At 43.9% G+C, this 17,366-nt stretch carries 17 protein-coding genes (1 of these 17 only partly in view); 8 read left to right on the forward strand and 9 right to left on the reverse strand.

Annotation, left to right across the window (positions count from 1 at the left end; all coding sequences use genetic code 11):
- Positions 1 to 607, forward strand: partial view of a DsbA family protein gene (locus LEP1GSC052_RS12450; RefSeq protein WP_010573909.1) — the 3' portion only. It extends 44 nt beyond the left edge of the window; only the last 607 of its 651 coding nucleotides appear in the window; the start codon falls outside the window, past its left edge; the stop codon is at positions 605 to 607.
- A 51-nt stretch (positions 608 to 658) separates the two neighbouring features.
- On the opposite strand, the gene LEP1GSC052_RS12455 is transcribed toward LEP1GSC052_RS12450, so the two are convergent.
- Positions 659 to 1,045 (reverse strand): phage holin family protein, encoded by a 387-nt coding sequence (locus tag LEP1GSC052_RS12455; RefSeq protein ID WP_010573908.1) that lies wholly within the window; start codon positions 1,043 to 1,045, stop codon positions 659 to 661.
- Between the two features lie 12 nt (positions 1,046 to 1,057).
- Complete coding sequence (locus LEP1GSC052_RS12460; RefSeq protein WP_010573907.1) at positions 1,058 to 1,246, reverse strand: hypothetical protein; 189 nt, start codon at positions 1,244 to 1,246, stop codon at positions 1,058 to 1,060.
- Positions 1,247 to 1,383: 137 nt separating this feature from the next.
- Between LEP1GSC052_RS12460 and LEP1GSC052_RS12465 the strand changes: the two genes are divergently transcribed.
- Positions 1,384 to 1,989, forward strand: coding sequence for a tetratricopeptide repeat protein (locus LEP1GSC052_RS12465; RefSeq protein ID WP_040913533.1), 606 nt, complete (start codon positions 1,384 to 1,386; stop codon positions 1,987 to 1,989).
- A 242-nt stretch (positions 1,990 to 2,231) separates the two neighbouring features.
- A complete protein-coding gene (gene leuA2 / locus LEP1GSC052_RS12470) occupies positions 2,232 to 3,563 on the forward strand; it encodes a 2-isopropylmalate synthase LeuA2 (protein ID WP_010573905.1) in 1,332 nt (443 codons plus the stop codon).
- 175 nt (positions 3,564 to 3,738) lie between these two features.
- On the opposite strand, the gene LEP1GSC052_RS12475 is transcribed toward leuA2, so the two are convergent.
- The 4 genes from LEP1GSC052_RS12475 to LEP1GSC052_RS12490 form a co-directional block, all read right to left on the reverse strand.
- Positions 3,739 to 4,347 carry a TetR/AcrR family transcriptional regulator gene (locus LEP1GSC052_RS12475; RefSeq protein WP_010573904.1) on the reverse strand — a complete coding sequence of 203 codons (609 nt, stop codon included), beginning with the start codon at positions 4,345 to 4,347 and terminating at the stop codon, positions 3,739 to 3,741.
- A gap of 42 nt (positions 4,348 to 4,389) precedes the next feature.
- Positions 4,390 to 7,662, reverse strand: coding sequence for an efflux RND transporter permease subunit (locus LEP1GSC052_RS12480; RefSeq protein ID WP_010573903.1), 3,273 nt, complete (start codon positions 7,660 to 7,662; stop codon positions 4,390 to 4,392).
- 183 nt (positions 7,663 to 7,845) lie between these two features.
- Complete coding sequence (locus LEP1GSC052_RS12485) at positions 7,846 to 8,544, reverse strand: Lcl C-terminal domain-containing protein (RefSeq protein WP_020985860.1); 699 nt, start codon at positions 8,542 to 8,544, stop codon at positions 7,846 to 7,848.
- 18 nt (positions 8,545 to 8,562) lie between these two features.
- The gene (locus LEP1GSC052_RS12490; protein ID WP_010573900.1) at positions 8,563 to 9,315 is read right to left on the reverse strand and encodes an LIC_13076 family protein; all 753 of its coding nucleotides are present in this window, start codon (positions 9,313 to 9,315) and stop codon (positions 8,563 to 8,565) included.
- Positions 9,316 to 9,514: 199 nt separating this feature from the next.
- On the opposite strand from LEP1GSC052_RS12490, the gene LEP1GSC052_RS12495 reads away from it, so the two are divergent.
- The 4 genes from LEP1GSC052_RS12495 (at position 9,515) to LEP1GSC052_RS12505 (ending at position 13,812) form a co-directional block, all read left to right on the forward strand.
- Complete coding sequence (locus LEP1GSC052_RS12495; RefSeq protein ID WP_010573899.1) at positions 9,515 to 10,504, forward strand: YheT family hydrolase; 990 nt, start codon at positions 9,515 to 9,517, stop codon at positions 10,502 to 10,504.
- A gap of 122 nt (positions 10,505 to 10,626) precedes the next feature.
- Entirely contained in the window at positions 10,627 to 11,103 is a 477-nt protein-coding gene (locus LEP1GSC052_RS21805) for a DUF1564 family protein (protein ID WP_084492227.1), read from the forward strand.
- A 376-nt stretch (positions 11,104 to 11,479) separates the two neighbouring features.
- Complete coding sequence (locus tag LEP1GSC052_RS12500) at positions 11,480 to 12,691, forward strand: acetyl-CoA C-acetyltransferase (protein ID WP_010573897.1); 1,212 nt, start codon at positions 11,480 to 11,482, stop codon at positions 12,689 to 12,691.
- Between the two features lie 188 nt (positions 12,692 to 12,879).
- On the forward strand, positions 12,880 to 13,812 hold the full coding sequence (locus LEP1GSC052_RS12505; protein ID WP_010573896.1) for a hypothetical protein: 933 nt from the start codon (positions 12,880 to 12,882) through the stop codon (positions 13,810 to 13,812).
- A gap of 74 nt (positions 13,813 to 13,886) precedes the next feature.
- Here LEP1GSC052_RS12505 and LEP1GSC052_RS12510 read toward each other — a convergent pair whose 3' ends face one another.
- From LEP1GSC052_RS12510 to LEP1GSC052_RS12520, 3 genes are all read right to left on the reverse strand, one after another.
- Entirely contained in the window at positions 13,887 to 14,987 is a 1,101-nt protein-coding gene (locus LEP1GSC052_RS12510) for an acyltransferase family protein (protein WP_156892150.1), read from the reverse strand.
- Between the two features lie 81 nt (positions 14,988 to 15,068).
- Positions 15,069 to 15,296 (reverse strand): hypothetical protein, encoded by a 228-nt coding sequence (locus LEP1GSC052_RS12515; protein WP_010573895.1) that lies wholly within the window; start codon positions 15,294 to 15,296, stop codon positions 15,069 to 15,071.
- A gap of 32 nt (positions 15,297 to 15,328) precedes the next feature.
- Positions 15,329 to 16,348 (reverse strand): DUF2804 domain-containing protein, encoded by a 1,020-nt coding sequence (locus LEP1GSC052_RS12520; protein WP_040913535.1) that lies wholly within the window; start codon positions 16,346 to 16,348, stop codon positions 15,329 to 15,331.
- Between the two features lie 126 nt (positions 16,349 to 16,474).
- Between LEP1GSC052_RS12520 and LEP1GSC052_RS12525 the strand changes: the two genes are divergently transcribed.
- Positions 16,475 to 17,359: an LIC_13029 family protein gene (locus LEP1GSC052_RS12525; protein ID WP_020986481.1), complete on the forward strand. Its 885-nt coding sequence runs from the start codon at positions 16,475 to 16,477 to the stop codon at positions 17,357 to 17,359.
- The last annotated feature ends 7 nt before the right edge of the window (positions 17,360 to 17,366 follow it).

Genomic DNA, 17,366 nt, shown 5'->3' on the forward strand with positions numbered 1-17,366 from the left:
CGATCCGCTTTGCCCTTGGTGTTACGGATTCGGGCCGGTCGTAGAAAAAATCCGAGAAACCTACAAGGATAAGATTCGATTCTCCCTCGTCCTGGGAGGTCTTCGGTTTGAGGACAGCTCCGAATTCTTAACACCGGAACTTGCAAGAATCTTAAAACACGAATGGAAGGACGCGGAATCGATCACAAAACAACCCTTCAACACGGACTTCCTCAACCGAAAAGATTTCAAATACGATTCTTTTCCTTCTTGTAAGGCGGTGATCAGCGTCCAAAAAATCGATCCGCTGATCGCATTCAATTATTTGAATGCACTTTCCAAGGCTTTTTATCTCGAGAATTCTGATCCGACTTCGTACGAAACCTTCGAAAATCTCGCCGAAAAATTCGGAATTCCCGCGGCGACATTCAAAACGGTTTTCGAAGACAAAGACACCGATCTGGAAACGAGAAACGATTTTTATTTCGGTTTTTCTTTGGGAGTGGGAGCGTTTCCGAGTTTGGTTTTTTCGGACGGAACGGAGAACGGAATCCTAACCAGAGGTTATTGCACTTACGAGGAAGTGGATTCCATTCTTAAGGATTATTTCAGGGCCGCGAGAACTTAAATTAGAATTCTCAAATATTCCAATTTACGCAAGAACTGTCGCGCGCACCCCTTACGTGTTTGCCTTTTCCTTTTTTCTATCCTTGGCTTCGGTCTTACCTACGTAATTCGCGAGAACCAAAAGAACTCCTCCCAAAAACGCGGACCAAAAACCGGGAACGGATAAGGTTCCGGGAAACCAATCTCCGATGATGAGAATCACCCAAGCGTTGATGATCAGACCGATCAAACCCAAACTCAGATAATAAAAGACGATTCCGATTCCGAGCGTCATGATGATCAGAATCAAACGCATCACCGCGTTGATGATTACGAACGCGACTACCACGATGATCGAATTGATCCAGCCGCCTACTACGTGAAAATCGGGATGAATCAAGGGAAAGATAAACTCGACGACAAGGGACATCAATATTAAGGAAAATAAAAAATGGGTCATAGCGCTCCCGCGTTAAACGTATACGTCGATATTATTTCCGATCGAAGGCGGAGGAGAACCCGGAGAAACCACCTGTGTATCCGGACTTTTGGTTTGGTTGTCCTGAGCGGCTACGATTTCCCTCGGAGAGGAACCGGTCGATACCGGCGCAATCGAATCTGAAAACAGAATTTGTCTGGATCCCACCGCCATGTAAGACATTGCCTTCCTCCTTTACGGATCGGAACGATTCTTTCGGTTATTTTATCGAGACGCGTCGAATGTTAAAGGTAAAAATAATCGGACTCAGGAAAAAACTTTCCAAAATCGGTGAATCCGATTTCATTGAAGTAGATCCCATGACACTGCAACAAGCGCTTGAATTCGTTAAAAAGGGAGATCTTCCCGGAGCCAAAGCGGCTCTTATACAATATCTTCAAAACGATCCGGAAGATCCGATCGGAAACTATCATTTAGGGATGTGCCATTCTCACTTGAACGAATTGGAACCCGCCGAGGAAAAACTGCTCAAGGCGATTTCCTTAAACGAAAGTTTTGTGGCCGCGAGAGTCGGGCTCGGCGTTTTATACGCGAAGAAAAAGGACAAACCCAAGGCGGAGATTCAATTCACGAAGGTCTTGGAAATCGACGAGAACAACGTAAACGCAAAAAAGAATCTGGCCTCTCTTTATACGGGAACCGGCAATTATAAAAAGGCGATCGATCTTTATTTGTCCGTTTCGATCGAAGAACGAAAGGACATCGTATCTTTGTATGCAATTTCGTTTTGTTATCTCAAATCGGAAAAACTTGCCGAAGCCAGGGAATTCTTTCGCGAATTGGAAAAACTTCCCGTTCCGGAACCTATGAAAAAAGAAGTCGCAGAACTCAAAACCCTGATCGAGGATAAGAATATCGAGTCCGAAGGAATTTGGACCCTGATCCAAAAACCGGAACAGAATTGATAAACGAATTAAAAAATTCTTGTATTTTTTCGGATTCGTTCCGAGTCTGATAGTATATGTTTCGCAACGTAACTCTACTACCGCTCTCATCAGAGCTAATTCTCCTCCTTAGTTAGGGGGAGCCGGTAGAGTTGTAATAAAAACACACGAGCCTGCTCCTCCTGGAGTGGGCTTTTTTGTTTCCGGGGAATTCTCCCCGCTCGGAAACCCACTCCTGAAGCCGGCCGGTTAAGGAGAAAACAATGAAACAAGATTCGGAATCGGGAAACGTGCAAGCGGCGCATAACGCGATCGCTTTCGGCAATTCAAAAGAAATACAATCATTTTCTGATATTCTTCAGAACCCTCTCCCCAAACATCCGCCCTTTTTTATGGACGTGACTTTGAGAGACGGAAACCAAGCGCTTCGCAAACCTTGGAACCTCGATCAAAAGGAAACGATCTTTAAACAACTTTTGAAACTCGGTGTTCAAGGAATCGAAGTTGGTTTCGCTTCTTCGAACGATCAGGAATTCGAAGCCTGCAGTTATCTTTCTTCCATCGCTCCGGAGAATGTTGTGATCTCTTCCCTTTCTCGCGCGGTTGAAAAGGAAATCGAAATTTCTTGGAAGGCGATTCAACGAGCGCCTAAGCCGAGAATTCATATCGTATATCCGATCTCCGCGTTTACGATTCAAAACGTTTTGAAAACGACCGAGGAAAAAGTTTTGGAAAGAATTTCCGAATCGGTCGCGTATGCGAAAAGTCTCGTCGGTTCGAGAGGAGAGGTTCAATTCTCCGGTGAACATTTCGGAGATTCTCTGGAGAATTTGGACTTTGCCGTCGAAGCGTTCCGAACTGCGTTGAATTACGGAGCCGACGTCGTCAATCTTCCGAACACAGTGGAACGTTATCGTCCTTGGTTGTTCGTTTCCATGGTCAAGGCGGTGACGAACGCGTTGCCGGAAGATTCTAAGATTTCGATTCATACGCATAACGATTTGGGAATGGCGACAGCGACGACCGTTGAATCTTATTTTTCAGGCGCCGTTCAACTCGAGACCGCATTAAACGGACTTGGTGAAAGAGCGGGTAACACGAACACTTACGAGGTTGCGATCGCTCTTCATAACTGCGGAGTCAACGTTCCTCTGAACTTTTCCGCGATCTATGAAACGTCCCGTTTGGTTTCTTATCTTTCGGATATTCCTATTTACGAAAAGGCTCCTCTGATCGGCGAAGACGTGATTTCTCATCGATCCGGAATTCATCAGGACGGCGTCGCTAAAACGCGCCATTTACAAAAGGGCGCCTATCGCGCGTTTGACGCCGCGTTGATCGGTAGACCCGAAGGAGATCGAATCGAGTTTACGAGTCAATCGGGTAGAAGCGCGGTGTTTTGTATTCTCCGAGACGCGGGCGAAGACATCAGCTTGGAACAAGCGGGAAGACTACAACCGATCTTGAAAAAAATCTCCGAAGAATCCGGAAGGGGAGAATTGTCTCTGGATGAAATTCAAATCGAGTGGAACAAGATGAAAGCGATTTCCGTTGCAAGCGATTTTCATTCGAAAGATTTGTCGGAACAAGTTTAGAAGGGGAAAGTTCTTTTCGGATGTGGGGACCGGGTATGGAAGGCAAGGTTTTCCGGTGAGGCCCGGCCTTCGAGGGGGAATTTGCGGGAACTCTTGCGTTTGAGATCAGGATGGAACGGAAAAAAGCCCGGTGTTCCGACAAGACTTCCAGGAAATTGCGGGAACTCCCCAATCTTCAGGATGATTTAGAGGACATCGGGCAGGTCATGATTCCATAAAACAGAATTTCATGAATCTCGCCCTGCAACTGCGCCATCGACAACGGAGAATTCAAAAGAAGTTCCGGAGTCGCGGTCATCTCGATCGCGGAATTGAGAAGCGCGGCGAAAATCGTAGGATTGAGCTCCTTACGAATTTCACCCTTTTCGATTCCTTGTTTGATCAAGGCCTGCACCGATTTGGAAACGGATTCCATTCTCACTTCCTTGATATACGCGTAGTGATCGGGGGCCTGATCCCGGATTTCCAAAATGAATTCGTTGGCGCCCGAAGGGAACTGGCAGATCTTAAACTCGTTGATCGCTTGGATCTTTTCGTGAACGGAAAGAGAATCGTCCTCGCTGATCTCCTGAATTTTAGAACTCATGATTCCGTGTTTGCGGGTGAGAATTTCGAAAAGAAGATGATTCTTATTTTCGAAATGTTTATACAAAGTTTTGCGCGAGATTTTCAGGATTCTTGCGATCTCCTCCATCTTGGTTTTCGCATAACCGTATTTTAGAAAAAGCTCAAGCGCTTTATCCATAATCCGATGTTTTACATCATCCTGATCCATCGCACTCATTCTCACCCGCTTACTCTATTTACGAAACTCTTTTTTGATCCCTTATGCGTCCGGATTCGGAGAATTTCTTCTCACGAACTGATTCAATCTTTCTATATAAGAGAAAGCCGCCGGAACCACCACTAAGGTAAGAATGGTGGAAGAAATCAAACCTCCGATGATCGCAACCCCCATACTCGTTCTTTGACGGGAAGCCTCGTTGAGACCGATCGCGATCGGAAGCATACCGGCGATCAGAGCAAAGGAAGTCATAAGAATCGGCCTAAGTCTTTCTCTGCCCGCTTCGACGATCGCTTCCTTCATCTCCTTGCCTTGATCCAAAAGCTGATTGGTAAAATCCACGAGAAGAATGGAGTTCTTCGTCGCGACCCCGATCAACATGATCAAACCGATCATCGAAAAGATGTCCAAGGATTTTTGGGTCAAGAAAAGCGCGATAAAGGCGCCGCAAAGCGCGAGAGGCAATACGAGCATGATCGCGATCGGAGTGATAAAACTTTCATAAAGAGAAGCTAACACCATGTAGATGAATAGAACTCCGAGTCCCATCGCGATCGCCATGGACGTTCCCATCTCCTTAAAGCTTTCCGCTTGTCCGGAATATCCGATCTTAACGCCGGGAGGCAAAGGAAGTTCGGATTGACTGATCTTTGCGACCTCTTCCATCGCACCGCCCATACCGGGACCTTTCGGATTCACGTCCGCATAGATCTCCACGGATTTGTTTCGATTGAGACGATTGATCGTGGCAAGACCGGTTGTTTCTTCCGCCTTCGCTACGTTTTGAATCGGAATCAAACGGTTGTTGAAGTTCGGAACGAAGGAGTTGTAAAAGTTATCCTTCAAATCTCTTTGAGAATCCTTGAGTCGAACGCGGATATCATACTCGACTCCATTCTCCCTATAAACCGCGGGCGTGGTTCCTTCGACAAGAGTTCGGAGCTCCGTTCCGATCGTAGTTCCCGGAACGCCGAGCAAAACTTCTCTTTCACGATCGGGAACCACTCTAAACTCGGGAGCTCCCGCTCTGTAACTCGTATCCACGTCGAGAAGCGCGGGGGATTTTTGAAGACGTGCGAACAACTTCTTCGCATAGTCTTCCACAACGTCTCCCCTTTGTCCGCTCACGGTAAGAGTAAACGGTCTTTGACCGCCGCCCACGTTGTCGATGTCCTTCACGATCGGATTCGCAAAGGAGAATTCGGTCAGCTCCTTACGAAGAAACGCTTTGAACTGAGTCGTGTTCATCGTTCTGTTTTTAGAAGGCACCATCTCCACGAACATATTCGTGTTGCGGTTCGTGTTGAACATCGCGACGAGTTTGATTTCCTTATAAGAACGGATTTTTTGATCCACTTGTTGCGCGACCTGTGCCATCTTTTCCACGGAAGTTCCCGGAGGCATATCCAAGGTTACGGAGAATTTTCCCTCGTCCTGCGCGGGAAGAAACGTTTTCGGAATGAACTTGGTAAGAACCAAACTCACTACGAAGATCAAAACCGCGCTGGAAAGAATAAACATCGGTCTTTTTAAGGTGAACTTGAGAATAGAAGCGTATTTCTCCTCCAGCCAAGATTGAAACACATTAAATATGCTTAATATAGAATCCAGACCGCTTTCCAGTTTTCCGAGAACGGTAAGGATCGGAGAGAAGATTTTGGAAAGAATACCTTTGGAAGCGTTATTCTGAGAACGAATTTTGGAATATGCGATTTCCTCCAAAGCCGTAGTCGCCGCCGCACCTTTTGTCTTTGTTTTTCCTTTTGCGGACTGTGTCGTGATTTCCGGAATTGCATCGTGTCCGTGACCGGGTTTATTTCCGTGATTTCCGATCTTTCCCCCGAAATACGCGGACAACATCGGAGCGATCGTAAGAGCGTCGTAGAGGGAAATCAAAAGAGCGAAACAAACGGTCAAACCGAATTCTCTTAAAAACTGTCCCACTACCCCGCTGATGAACGCGATCGGCATAAACACTGCGATCACCGTCATCGTGGTTGCGATTACGGCTAACGTTACCTCTTTGGTTCCTTCGATGGACGCTTCTCTCGCCGTTTTTCCCATCTCCCTATGTCTGAAGATATTCTCCCGAACCACAATCGCGTCGTCGATCAGAAGACCTACCGCAAGACTTAGCGCGAGAAGAGTCATCACGTTCACGGTGAAACCCGCGATCGCCATAAGAATAAACGCGCCTAAAAGAGAGTTCGGAAGTGCGAGTCCGGTGATCAACGTGGATCTTACGCTTCCTAAGAATAATAATACGACAATGATCGTGAGAATGATTCCGATGATGATCGTTTCCTTAACGTCGTAGATATTGTTGTCGATCGTTATGGAAGAATCGTTCGCCGCAGTCAGCTCGGGAGATCCTTTTCTTTTCGCAAGATCAAGATTGATTTCAGAAACCTTCTTCTTAACCGCTTGTGCGACCGCGACCGTGTTCGATCCGGATTGTTTATAGACTAAAAGGAAGACCGCCTTCTTACCGTTAAAGTATGCGCGAGAAGTTTCGTCTTCCACTGTGTCCTTCACTTCTCCGAGTTGTCCGATCTTGATCGGAACCTCGTTTCCGAAAAGCGATATAGGGGTATCTCTGATTTCTTGTGGAGATTGGAATTCGTTGATCGTTCTATATACGAGTTCTTTATCGGTCTTACTTACTTTTCCCGCGGGGATGTTCATTCCTCCCGATGCGAGTCTGTTCGCCACGACAAAAGCGGGAATCATGTGTTCTTTGAGTTTGTTTCGATCCAACTCTACGTGAATTTCTCTTTTGCGTCCTCCGTAGATGTTTACGTTTCCAACGTCCTTAGTCGTAAGGAGAATTTGTTTTACTTCTTCGTTTGCGATGTCGTAAAGTTCCGCTTCCGGTAGATCGGCTCTCAAAGCGATGATTAAAATCGGTTGATCGGCAGGATCGATTCTTCGAATGACCGGTTCTTTTGCGTCGTCCGGTAGTTTCGGTTTTACGCTGGAGACTTTGTCACGAACTTGTTGCTCGGCGTATTTGACGTCGGTTTCGAGTGTGAACTCTACGACAACGGTTCCCACGCCTTCGTTACAGATCGACTTGACTCTTTTTACTCCGGAGATTGTGGAGAGTTCGTCTTCGACCGGCTTGGCGACAAGGGTTTCGATTTCGTTGGGGGCCGCTCCCGGATAAGGAACGGTCACCGTTACGACCGGAATCGTTACGTTGGGGAATAAATCGACCCCGAGTTTGTTTAATGAAAGATATCCCGCAACTAGGATGAGCAAGACCGTACAGGTAATAAAGATGGGTCTTTTGATCGAAAGCGATGCTAGGTTCATTTTAGAATCTCCTGCTTTTGGGTCGGTTTGTTTGAGCCCGGAAACAGTAATGGTATTTATTGTTTCCTATTAGGAAACAATTTTTGATTTAGCTGTTTCCTGTCAAGAGAGAATTTTTAGAAATAAGGAAGTTTCGCGGGGAGTTCCCGCGATTTTCAAGTCATTGGCTGGGAGACTGTGTTTTTAGCGGGAACTCACGCAACGGATATTGCCGGACGAAACCTTCACGATACTCGTATTTGTGATCCCGGTGGTAAAATTAACTCTCCAAGCGATCGTTGGGTCCACAGGATCGCTCGTGCTCGACCAAAATTCAATTGGGTTATTCGCCGGATTACCGGGAAACCAATCTTTACGGATTGTCGGAACGTCAAAACCCGCTCCTGTCGAAGAACAAGCCTTCGTATTATCCTTTGAATTCGCTAAGTCCGTTCCATTGGAACAATAAACTAATCCCTTCAATTCCGCATGCGTGGGAACTCTCCATGTCATGGTTCTACCAGCAATGCTAAACGTTGAACAAGAATCAAAAGCGGGGCCTGAACTCAAAGTTCCACCAAGCGATCCGTTACACTGATTGTCGGAAGTAGTGCAATATTGAGGAGCAACCAAAGATCCAGAGCAAGAATCAGAAGCCGCATCATAAGTTTGACCTCGAGAACATCGCATCCAAGTAAGACCAGACAAAGGAAAAAATATCGTTTCACCCTGAATCACTGGAGTAGTTCCCGCAATCAAAAGAATCAAAGCGGGAATCGGAGAATCTTCTTCTTTCTCAGGAGAAACAAGATCCTTAAAATATGGATTCAAATAACAAGAAACATTCAAAAAAAGAAAACACAAAAGAAAGATTCTGAAGAAGAGCAATCGAAAACGTATCATACTTAAAATCCTGAACCCTTAATCCTGAAATCGGACTCTCTGAACGTCTGCGCGTCGGAAGATTCTTTCCTTACCCTTAGAGAACAGCTTTACGCCATCGCCGTCGATCCGAGTCACAGTTCCTTTTACAATCTCACCCGATTTCAAAAAAAGAATCGAAAGATTTTTCGAATGTTTAATTTCTTTATTCCAAGCGCTTTCAAGTTCTTCGCTCAATGAAGAATGGATTTTCTCCTGCAATTCTTCCTTCCACTGTTTTTCATTTTGTTTGATAAATTCTTCTTTAATTTTTACAGCATCAGCCTTGGAAAGTTCTTTCTCAGTTTTTTCGACACCATTGGGAGTTGAATTTTTCAACGACGAAGAGTCTCGTAGATCGCAGTTCTCTACATCGATGGTTTTTCGAGTGATTGATGCCGCTATTCCTAAAAATGTGCTGAGGATCCCATCCAGCCAGGAAGTTCTTAAAATCACTCTATAACTGCGATTGCTGTCGGGTAAAAGTTCGACAGTGTCAATTTTGTTGATCGGAACCGATCCGAAAAGGATATACCATTGGTATTTCTTGGCGGTTGGTTTGCAATTTGCGGGAACACTTTCGTTTACGTTAGATTCTTTCTGAGAATTCGACGCAAGATTTAGACTTTCACCTCCTTTTACGGAATTCAATTCCAAAGTTGTGCATGAATAAAATAAGAATGGAATCAAAATGAAGTATCCAAGCCGTGAATTGTTAAAAAATGAATAAAAAAAAGAACGTTGATTCTTCACTTTAAGATAAACTCCTAATTTAAGAAAATATGTGCTGTTCTTATATTTTTTGAAACGTCCTCTAAAAGCCAGTTTTTTTCTCCATTAATTTCAATATAAAAGATCGAGTTATAATTGAGCAGATTCTTTCGAAGAAATTTCTAAGAGTTCCCGCGTTAAAAAGACTTTTCCAGGAAATTCAATCTTGCGAAATGTTATTATGTTCAAGAATCTCACGACCCCCCAATTTAAGCCTGCGGGAATTCTGAAATTTCCTTTTATCCAAACTGCGCTTGCCTCTTTAGCTTGGAATTTACCGGACGAAATGCCTTTTTTAACTAATTCGGAAAGAATGATTTTAGATGCGGGGCGAGGAGTGAAGTTAGAAGGATCTTTGAGTAAACAAAAGAGTCAAAAATCAAAAGGATTTATAGTTTTATTGCACGGTTGGGAAGGAAGCATTAATTCAACTTATATCTTGAGAACTTCTCACTACTTTTATGAAAAGGGCTACGATATTTTTCGTTTAAATTATAGAGACCACGGGGATACCCATCATCTCAATCCTGGGCCATTCAATGGAAGCCTTATAGACGAAACCTATGAAGCAGTTCGAAAGGCAACGTTTCTTGCTGATAAGAATGTTCCGGTTTACGTTGCCGGTTTTTCTTTAGGCGGGAACTTTACACTGAGAGTTGCACGAGTTCATTCTCAATCTAGACCCGAAAAGAAACTCAATCAACTAAAAGAATGCATTGCAATTTCTCCAGCAATCCATCCGAAAGATGCAACAATTCTAATGGATAGTAAATTTATCATCGGCAAATACTTCCTTAAAAAATGGAAACAGTCGATTGAAAAAAAGCAAAAACATTTTCCTACATTAGTTCCTTATGAGAAAATACTTAAGGAAAAATCCGTAATGAAAATGACGGCGAGACTCATAGAATCCACCGACGACTTCAGCGATCTTGATCAGTATTTTGGGACTTATACTCTTGGAGAAAAAGAACTTTCTCAAATTTTAATTCCAACGACCATCGTTACTTCTAAAGATGATCCGATCATTCGAGGTGAGTCTTTTCTATCTCTTCATCCTAACAGGAATGTCCGAGTTTCGATTCAGGAATTCGGTGGCCATAATGGGTTTCTCGAAGATTGGAAAGGCACTTGCTGGTATTTCCGCGTCTTAGATGAGATTTTTTCGTAATTTCAGTGATTGTGGGAACTCTTAAAAAAACAAATATATGATAAAATTTAGAATTTCTTCTCAATCATAAAAAAAGATTACTTTTTCGGCTTTCGCTAACTTCTCGCAGAACTGTACAGAGCATGAGAAGTTCCATATATTCCGTTAATCGTTCCATCGCTTTTTCTTTAAACATTTCTAAAATTACCTGTACATTTTTAGTTCCGCTCAAAATTGTAAGACAACTACCAAATTCAGAGCGAAAGAAAATTGGAAAGAACCTTGGTAGCTTACTCAAAACACATGCGCATCATTTAACCCGCAGGAAGAGATTTAATAATCGAGCACTTACGATTAAGTATCAAAAGCAAGGCAATTCGCTAATCAAATTTAATGCGCGCATTCACGCTGAAGAATGGGCTCAACTAAGTGTTCTCGCGGCTTCGCACGGTATTTCTAGATGTTTGCTCTATTGTTTTCTCATTCAACTACAACTTTCTAGCCTATCTAAACGTTACAAAAAATCGAAAGGAACCTACGGTTATAAAGTTAGATATTATTCTTTTGTATGGAGTTTGAATTTAAAAACCAAAAAAATCCAAAGAATACTGTATGAATAATATTGAATGCTAAGCTGGGTTTGATTTTTAGTAAAGAGGTTCTGTTCATTATAAATTTAAGTATTAAAGAGTTCCCGCAGAGATTGAACATTACTGCCTGGCACGCCGCAGGGATGCGGAGGGTTTAGTCCGAAGGACCGAGCGGGACTCCGCGAGCCCGTAGAAGCCCGACCCTCCTGCGGATAATCCGAATAGTGTTCACTTTACTTTGAAATATGCAGGAGGGTGCGGCCCCCCAAACTGATTCCCACGAAGAGTTCCCGCAAAAAGAATTGCAAACTCCCGTAGATTCCCAAAATAGAAACCGGAACACCCAAATTCACTAAACAGCTGTTCAATTTGATCCTAAAAGACGAATCGACAGCGAGGTAATAAGATGTCAAACGCCTATGTAATCGACGCAGTTAGAACCCCGAGAGGAAAAGGAAAGAAGCGCGGCACACTTGCCAGCATTCACCCGCAGGAACTCTCCGCAGCGACCCTAAACGCAATCCAAGAAAGAAACGGAATCAAACCTGAAATCGTAGAAGAAGTCGTAATGGGATGCGTATCCCAAGTGGACGATCAAGCTGCATGTATCGCGCGTTATGCGGTAATGGCGGCGCTCTGGCCGAATTCAGTGCCTGGATATACCGTGAACCGTTTTTGCGGATCGGGACTTCAAGCGGTAAACAACGCAGCAAATCACGTTCAATCCGGATCCATGCAAATCGCACTCGGAGGCGGAGTGGAATCCATGTCCCGCGTAAAGATGGGAGCCGACATGAACGGAAGGGATTTTAATGTAGGAAATCCGAATATTCAAAAACACTACAACTTGGTTCCTCAAGGAATTTCCGCGGACTTAATCGCGACAAAGTTCGGAATCTCCAGGGAAGAAGCGGATCGTTTCGCGGAATCATCACAGATCAAAGCGGACAAAGCGATCAAAGCCGGTTATTTCAAAAAATCCATCATCCCCGTAAAGACGGAAGACGGAACGTTAGTGGATACCGATGAAAATCCGCGTATCGAATCCACTTTCGAATGGCTTTCCGATCTCGCTCCCGTTTTTAAAACGATCGGAGAAAAAGAATTGGATGCGATCGCACTCAAGTCTTATCCTGAAATCGGTAAAATCAATCACATCCACACGTTAGGCAACTCTTCCGGGATCGTGGACGGAGCGGCTTCCGTTCTTCTCGCATCGGACGAAGGAATCAAAAAATACGGATTAAAACCGCGCGCGAGAATCGTAGCAATGGCTTCCACCGGAGAAGACCCGACGATCATGTTAACGGGACCCGTATCCGCCTCTAAAAAAGCGTTAGCGATGGCAGGATTGAAAGCGGACGATATCGACATTTGGGAAATCAACGAAGCGTTCGCTTCCGTGGTTCTTTACACTCAGAAATCACTCGGAATTCCGAGCGAAAAAATCAACGTAAACGGAGGATCGATTTCTCTCGGACATCCGCTCGGAGCGACCGGAGCGATTCTTCTCGGAACCGCGTTAGACGAACTCGAAAGAACTCAGAAACGTTATGCGTTGATTACCCTTTGTATCGGCGGCGGAATGGGAATCGCAACGATCATAGAAAGAATGTAAATAATTTCCTTTCATCCGGGCCTTCTTTAGGCTCGGATGAATTCAACCTTCCGTTCATTCCTCCTTTTTTACCTTTGGTACTTCGCTTTTTTTAAAAAAATAGTCAATAATTTCCGTCCGCCAACGTTATCCGTTTAGATAGAAAAATTTTACTGAGATTAAGCTCTTTTGTAAAACGGAACAAAACGATGGAAGATATCACTTTAGCGCAAATCATCCTGGACAAAATCAAAAAGGAAAACGAGAATTTTCAGTTACCGACTAACACGGATTTGTTCTACCATTTCCGTTCGACTCTCAACCTCTCGGACAAGAAAGTTGTAAAAATTCTCAACTTCCTCAAAGACTCGAACTGCATCTTCGTATTAAATCTTAAAAAGCAAAACCCGAACTTCTCTTTGCCGGGTTTGGACGCTTATGTGGTCGCCGATTCCTTTTTGGCGGAAAGTCTTTTTTCCAAATTCCAAAAGGATCTCGAACTTCAATACAACGCGATGTATCGCAAATCCTTAGGATATCAACAGATTCTATCGAGAGTTTTGGATGAGATCGCGACGATCCAAAACCAATCCGTTTTGGAACTTTTCTCTTCCTGCATTCTTCTCGAAGACATCCGTAAAATGATGAAGGCTCATCCGGAACGTTACGAAGAATCCAAAAAAATCCAAATTCTCAAAGATACGATCCGCGATTCGGAAACTCCCCTTTCTTTCAACCCGGAACGGAATTATACGACTGCGGAACCGGTTTCGATCTCCACGATTTACGAAGTGGAATCTCATCCTGAAAACGATTCCTACGTCGCAAATGCTGAAACCGTTAAATCGAAGGCAAAGACGAAATGGGAACTGATGGCGGAACTCTATTCCGTGCCGTTTCTTTTGAGAATTCACTTTAGAAAAAAAGAATATTCCGTGATCCAACAGCTTCTTCTTTCTTCTAAGATCAAATCCACGGAAGATCTGAAGATGGTCGCGGTGAATTGCTCGAATCTTCTTTCCAAAACTTCTTTGGAAGGCAGTTTAAGAATGGAATTGAACAATCTCCGCAATCTCGCAATGAAAAAGATCCTGGACGAAGTGAAATCACCCGTATTCAGCGATCTGGAATTGGTGATCTAAAAAAATCCGAACTTCGGGACGGCGATTGCAAGACAAGTCCCGAAGTTTTTTCATGCGTTTCTTTCTTTTCGATTCTATACTTTGAAATAAATTTTCTTTCGATCCAGAAAACTCAAGATTCCCCACCAAACGATCAAATGGAGAATGGCGTAAAACAGTGACGCCAAATACGGATCCGCGATCAACGTCGTCAGTTTTCCGTAAAACCAAACCTTAACGCTGATCGACTTTCCTTTGTCTCCGATCGTGGTCCAAAGATTCAAGGTTCTTGCTACGATTCCCGAACCTACAAAAACCAAAATCGCGTTTTTTCCGAATACGAGAAAGGGCTGAAATACGATTTCCAAAACGGATCGATTCGAATCGTCTTTTTTAAAACCGACGATTACATGCAATAATTCGAATATTCCAACGCATAAAAAAGCGAGCCCCGAAGTATAAACCGCGTAACTTCCGGTCCAAAGACTTTTATTCATCGGTAGGCTTCGATCCCAGAACAAACCGACGAACGCAAACAAGACGCCGAATCCGAACAGAGAAACGATCCGATTCTTGCTCGTCCGTTCTTTCGAAAAAAGAATCAAACCGCAAAGAACTCCGAACAAAGAACTCGCGATCGCGGCAACTCCGCTAAAAAATCCTTCCGGGTCCCAGGTTTTGGAAAATTTCCAAAGATGTTTTTCGCCGAAGATCGTTCGATCGATCCAAGCTCCGATGTCCTTTCCTTCTTCCAAAGAAACGATCGATTCTCCCGGAGGCGGAATCTGAATCAAAAGCCAAGTGTGAACGAAAAGAATCGGAATCAAAAAAAACAAAACCTTCTTTCCCGGAAACAAAAGATACAAAGACGCCGCGGCAAAGTAAACAAAGCCGATTCTTTGCAAAACTCCCGGAATTCTGAGTTCCGAGAGGGACCATTCTCCGAAAAAACTCAGAAACAATCCGATCGCGACGAGCAGAATGCTTCGGATTAAAATTCCGAGAAACACCTTACTTCGATTCATTCCATTTTTAGAATACAATGAAATTGGAATGGATGCCCCCACCGCAAAAAGAAAAAAGGGAAAGACGAGATCAGTCGGAGTACATCCGTTCCACTTCGCGTGTTTTAAGGGAGAATAAATGGACGACCAAGAACCCGGGTTGTTTACGAGAATCATCCCCGCGACGGTCATCCCGCGGAACAAGTCCAAGGATAAAATTCGATTCTTACTTTTGGTTTTTTCGGTTTGCAAAAGAGGTCCGGCGAAATCGTTTTACGATTCTATTTTCAGGATCTTATCCAGTCGTATTTTTTCCCCGCCTTCCAAAACGGCGAATTCTTCCCTGTTAGCCGATACGAGGTCCAAAATTCGGATCTTCGGAGTTCTGACGGGTTGTGTTTCGTTTTCTCCGATCCATTCCAGGGAAACCTTTCTTTTTCTGAGAACGATTTCCTCCAGACGATCGTAAAAATCGCAGGCGACGGGAACATAAACATTCATAAATTATAATATTCTCAACCGATTTCGGGTTTTTACCAAAGCGATCTGTGGAATTCGGTGAAGCCATAGACGTCCTTAAAAACGACGTCCTTTCCGTCCGCGTCGCGGAACTTTCCGGAGAATTTTCCCACAAATTGTCTGAAGTATAACTTGGTCAGGATCAGATTCATCTTATCCTTTCTTTCTCCCTCGGGTTTAAACTCGAGTTCGACCAATCCTTCTTCGTCGTAGATTTTCCAAGGTTTATACGGATCTTTCTGTGAAAAATCGAAAATCAACCGAGGAACCCTTCTTCTTTGATGATTGATCCAATATGCGTTTTCGGAAAAGAACGTTTCGTTTACGAGCGCGGCGAAGTTCGCACCGATCGAAGTTTTATCGGGAAGAATGGCGCTGAACGCCGCCCAATACCAGTTCGTTTCCCTTCTGAGATAACCGCCGGACCAATCGTAAACGATCGTCGTCTTTTTCGGATCGAAAACGAGAGGTCTGTCCTGATACGAAAGTTCAATCGAATTCGGAATCAAAGGAGAACATTTCTCGGTGAACGTCCAGTGAGTCGGCTCGGACGGATTCACTACCCTTAAGGGAGAATGACTTTTTAATGCGAAGTCCGTGTTAAACCGAAATCGAAGTTTTTTTCCCAAAAAGGCGTTCACTTGGAGTTTGCCTTTGGAATGCGATTTATCCACGGTTAAAAAGGAAGAACCGCTTTTGAACTCGATCTTATATTCGTCCGGATCGGCCGGAAACCGCAATCCGCTTCCTATATCGAGCCCTTTCGTGTCGAACTCGTATAAAATCCCGTCCTTATAATGATACAGATACGCGAATACGTTATACACATATCCGAGGCTGACCGCGGCGAATCCGATTAAGAATTCTTCCGTGATAACGCCGATGTAATTGAACCTTTTAAACGCAAAACGCTTCTTTAATCCGCGAATTTCTTTTCCGAAGAAATCGAGCAGTTGAAATTCTTTATAGTTAAATTCAACCGGACCGTCGAAAACCCCATAGTTGACTTTATTTTCGGAACCGATAATTTTCATCTCGATCGGGTAAACTATGAGAGAAGGTTTAAAAAGCAATGTAAATATATGCCTTCCGTCAATTTCGCTTTACTTTTCCTTTTTTCAAATCAGCATTGGCATACCAATTGTTCCAAAAAGAAGCCTATGGCAGAAGCGCAAAGCCAGAACCCGCTCAAATCCACGAATCTCGACGAGTCCGATCTAAAGATTCTTAAATCCAAAAAAACATCGCGTGAACTTTCCGTTCTTCTGTATCGCGTTCTTTATAGAACGGACGAAGTCAGACAAGGAGCCGTTAAGGTTTTAAAGGAAACGTTTTTAAGAACTCATACGAATCATCCCGAGTTGTTTCCGATTCTCGATCGTGCGAAATTCACCAAGGACATGATCAATCTTTATAAGACTTCCACGACTTTATCCCAGGATAAATTGGAAATGTTCTTCAGCGCGATCCACGCTTCGTTTCAAAACGAGATCCGTTACTTGGTCGGTAAGTCCACACAATTCTCATTCGACATCATCTTTCTCGTGATCGAAACGATTTTAAACGAGATGAATCTTCCCGAAAACGAAAGAACCGTGAACATGAAGGATCGGGAAACGATTCTGAAGAATTTCAAGGCTTACAATGACTTATCCAAAATTTTCAACAAGATCGGAAACACAAAAGTTGTGATCGATAAAAAGGACGAGATCATCACGGAGATTTCTATTCTTCATAAGGACATCACGATTATTTCCATAGAAAGTATGTTCCGTCATATTTTGGCTCAGCTTCTGCTTTCCAAAAAATACAACTGCGGAAGTTTGATCGAAAAATGGGCGCAGGAATACGGAATGGAAGAGAACGCGCCTTCCATGAAACGTGTGATCGTGGAAACGACGCCTTTGACGGAATTCAGACTTCAGTTTACGAACGCGGTAAAAATCCTCAAAGACGAAAACGAATTGGATCTTATGTTTTTAAGAACGCTCGCGAACTACTACGCTTCCTGGGTGACCCAGGTTTCGGAACAAATCCCTTCTTAACATTCGA

Origin of the sequence: Leptospira kmetyi serovar Malaysia str. Bejo-Iso9 (assembly GCF_000243735.2) — a bacterium.
In the GTDB taxonomy this organism is placed as follows: domain Bacteria; phylum Spirochaetota; class Leptospiria; order Leptospirales; family Leptospiraceae; genus Leptospira; species Leptospira kmetyi.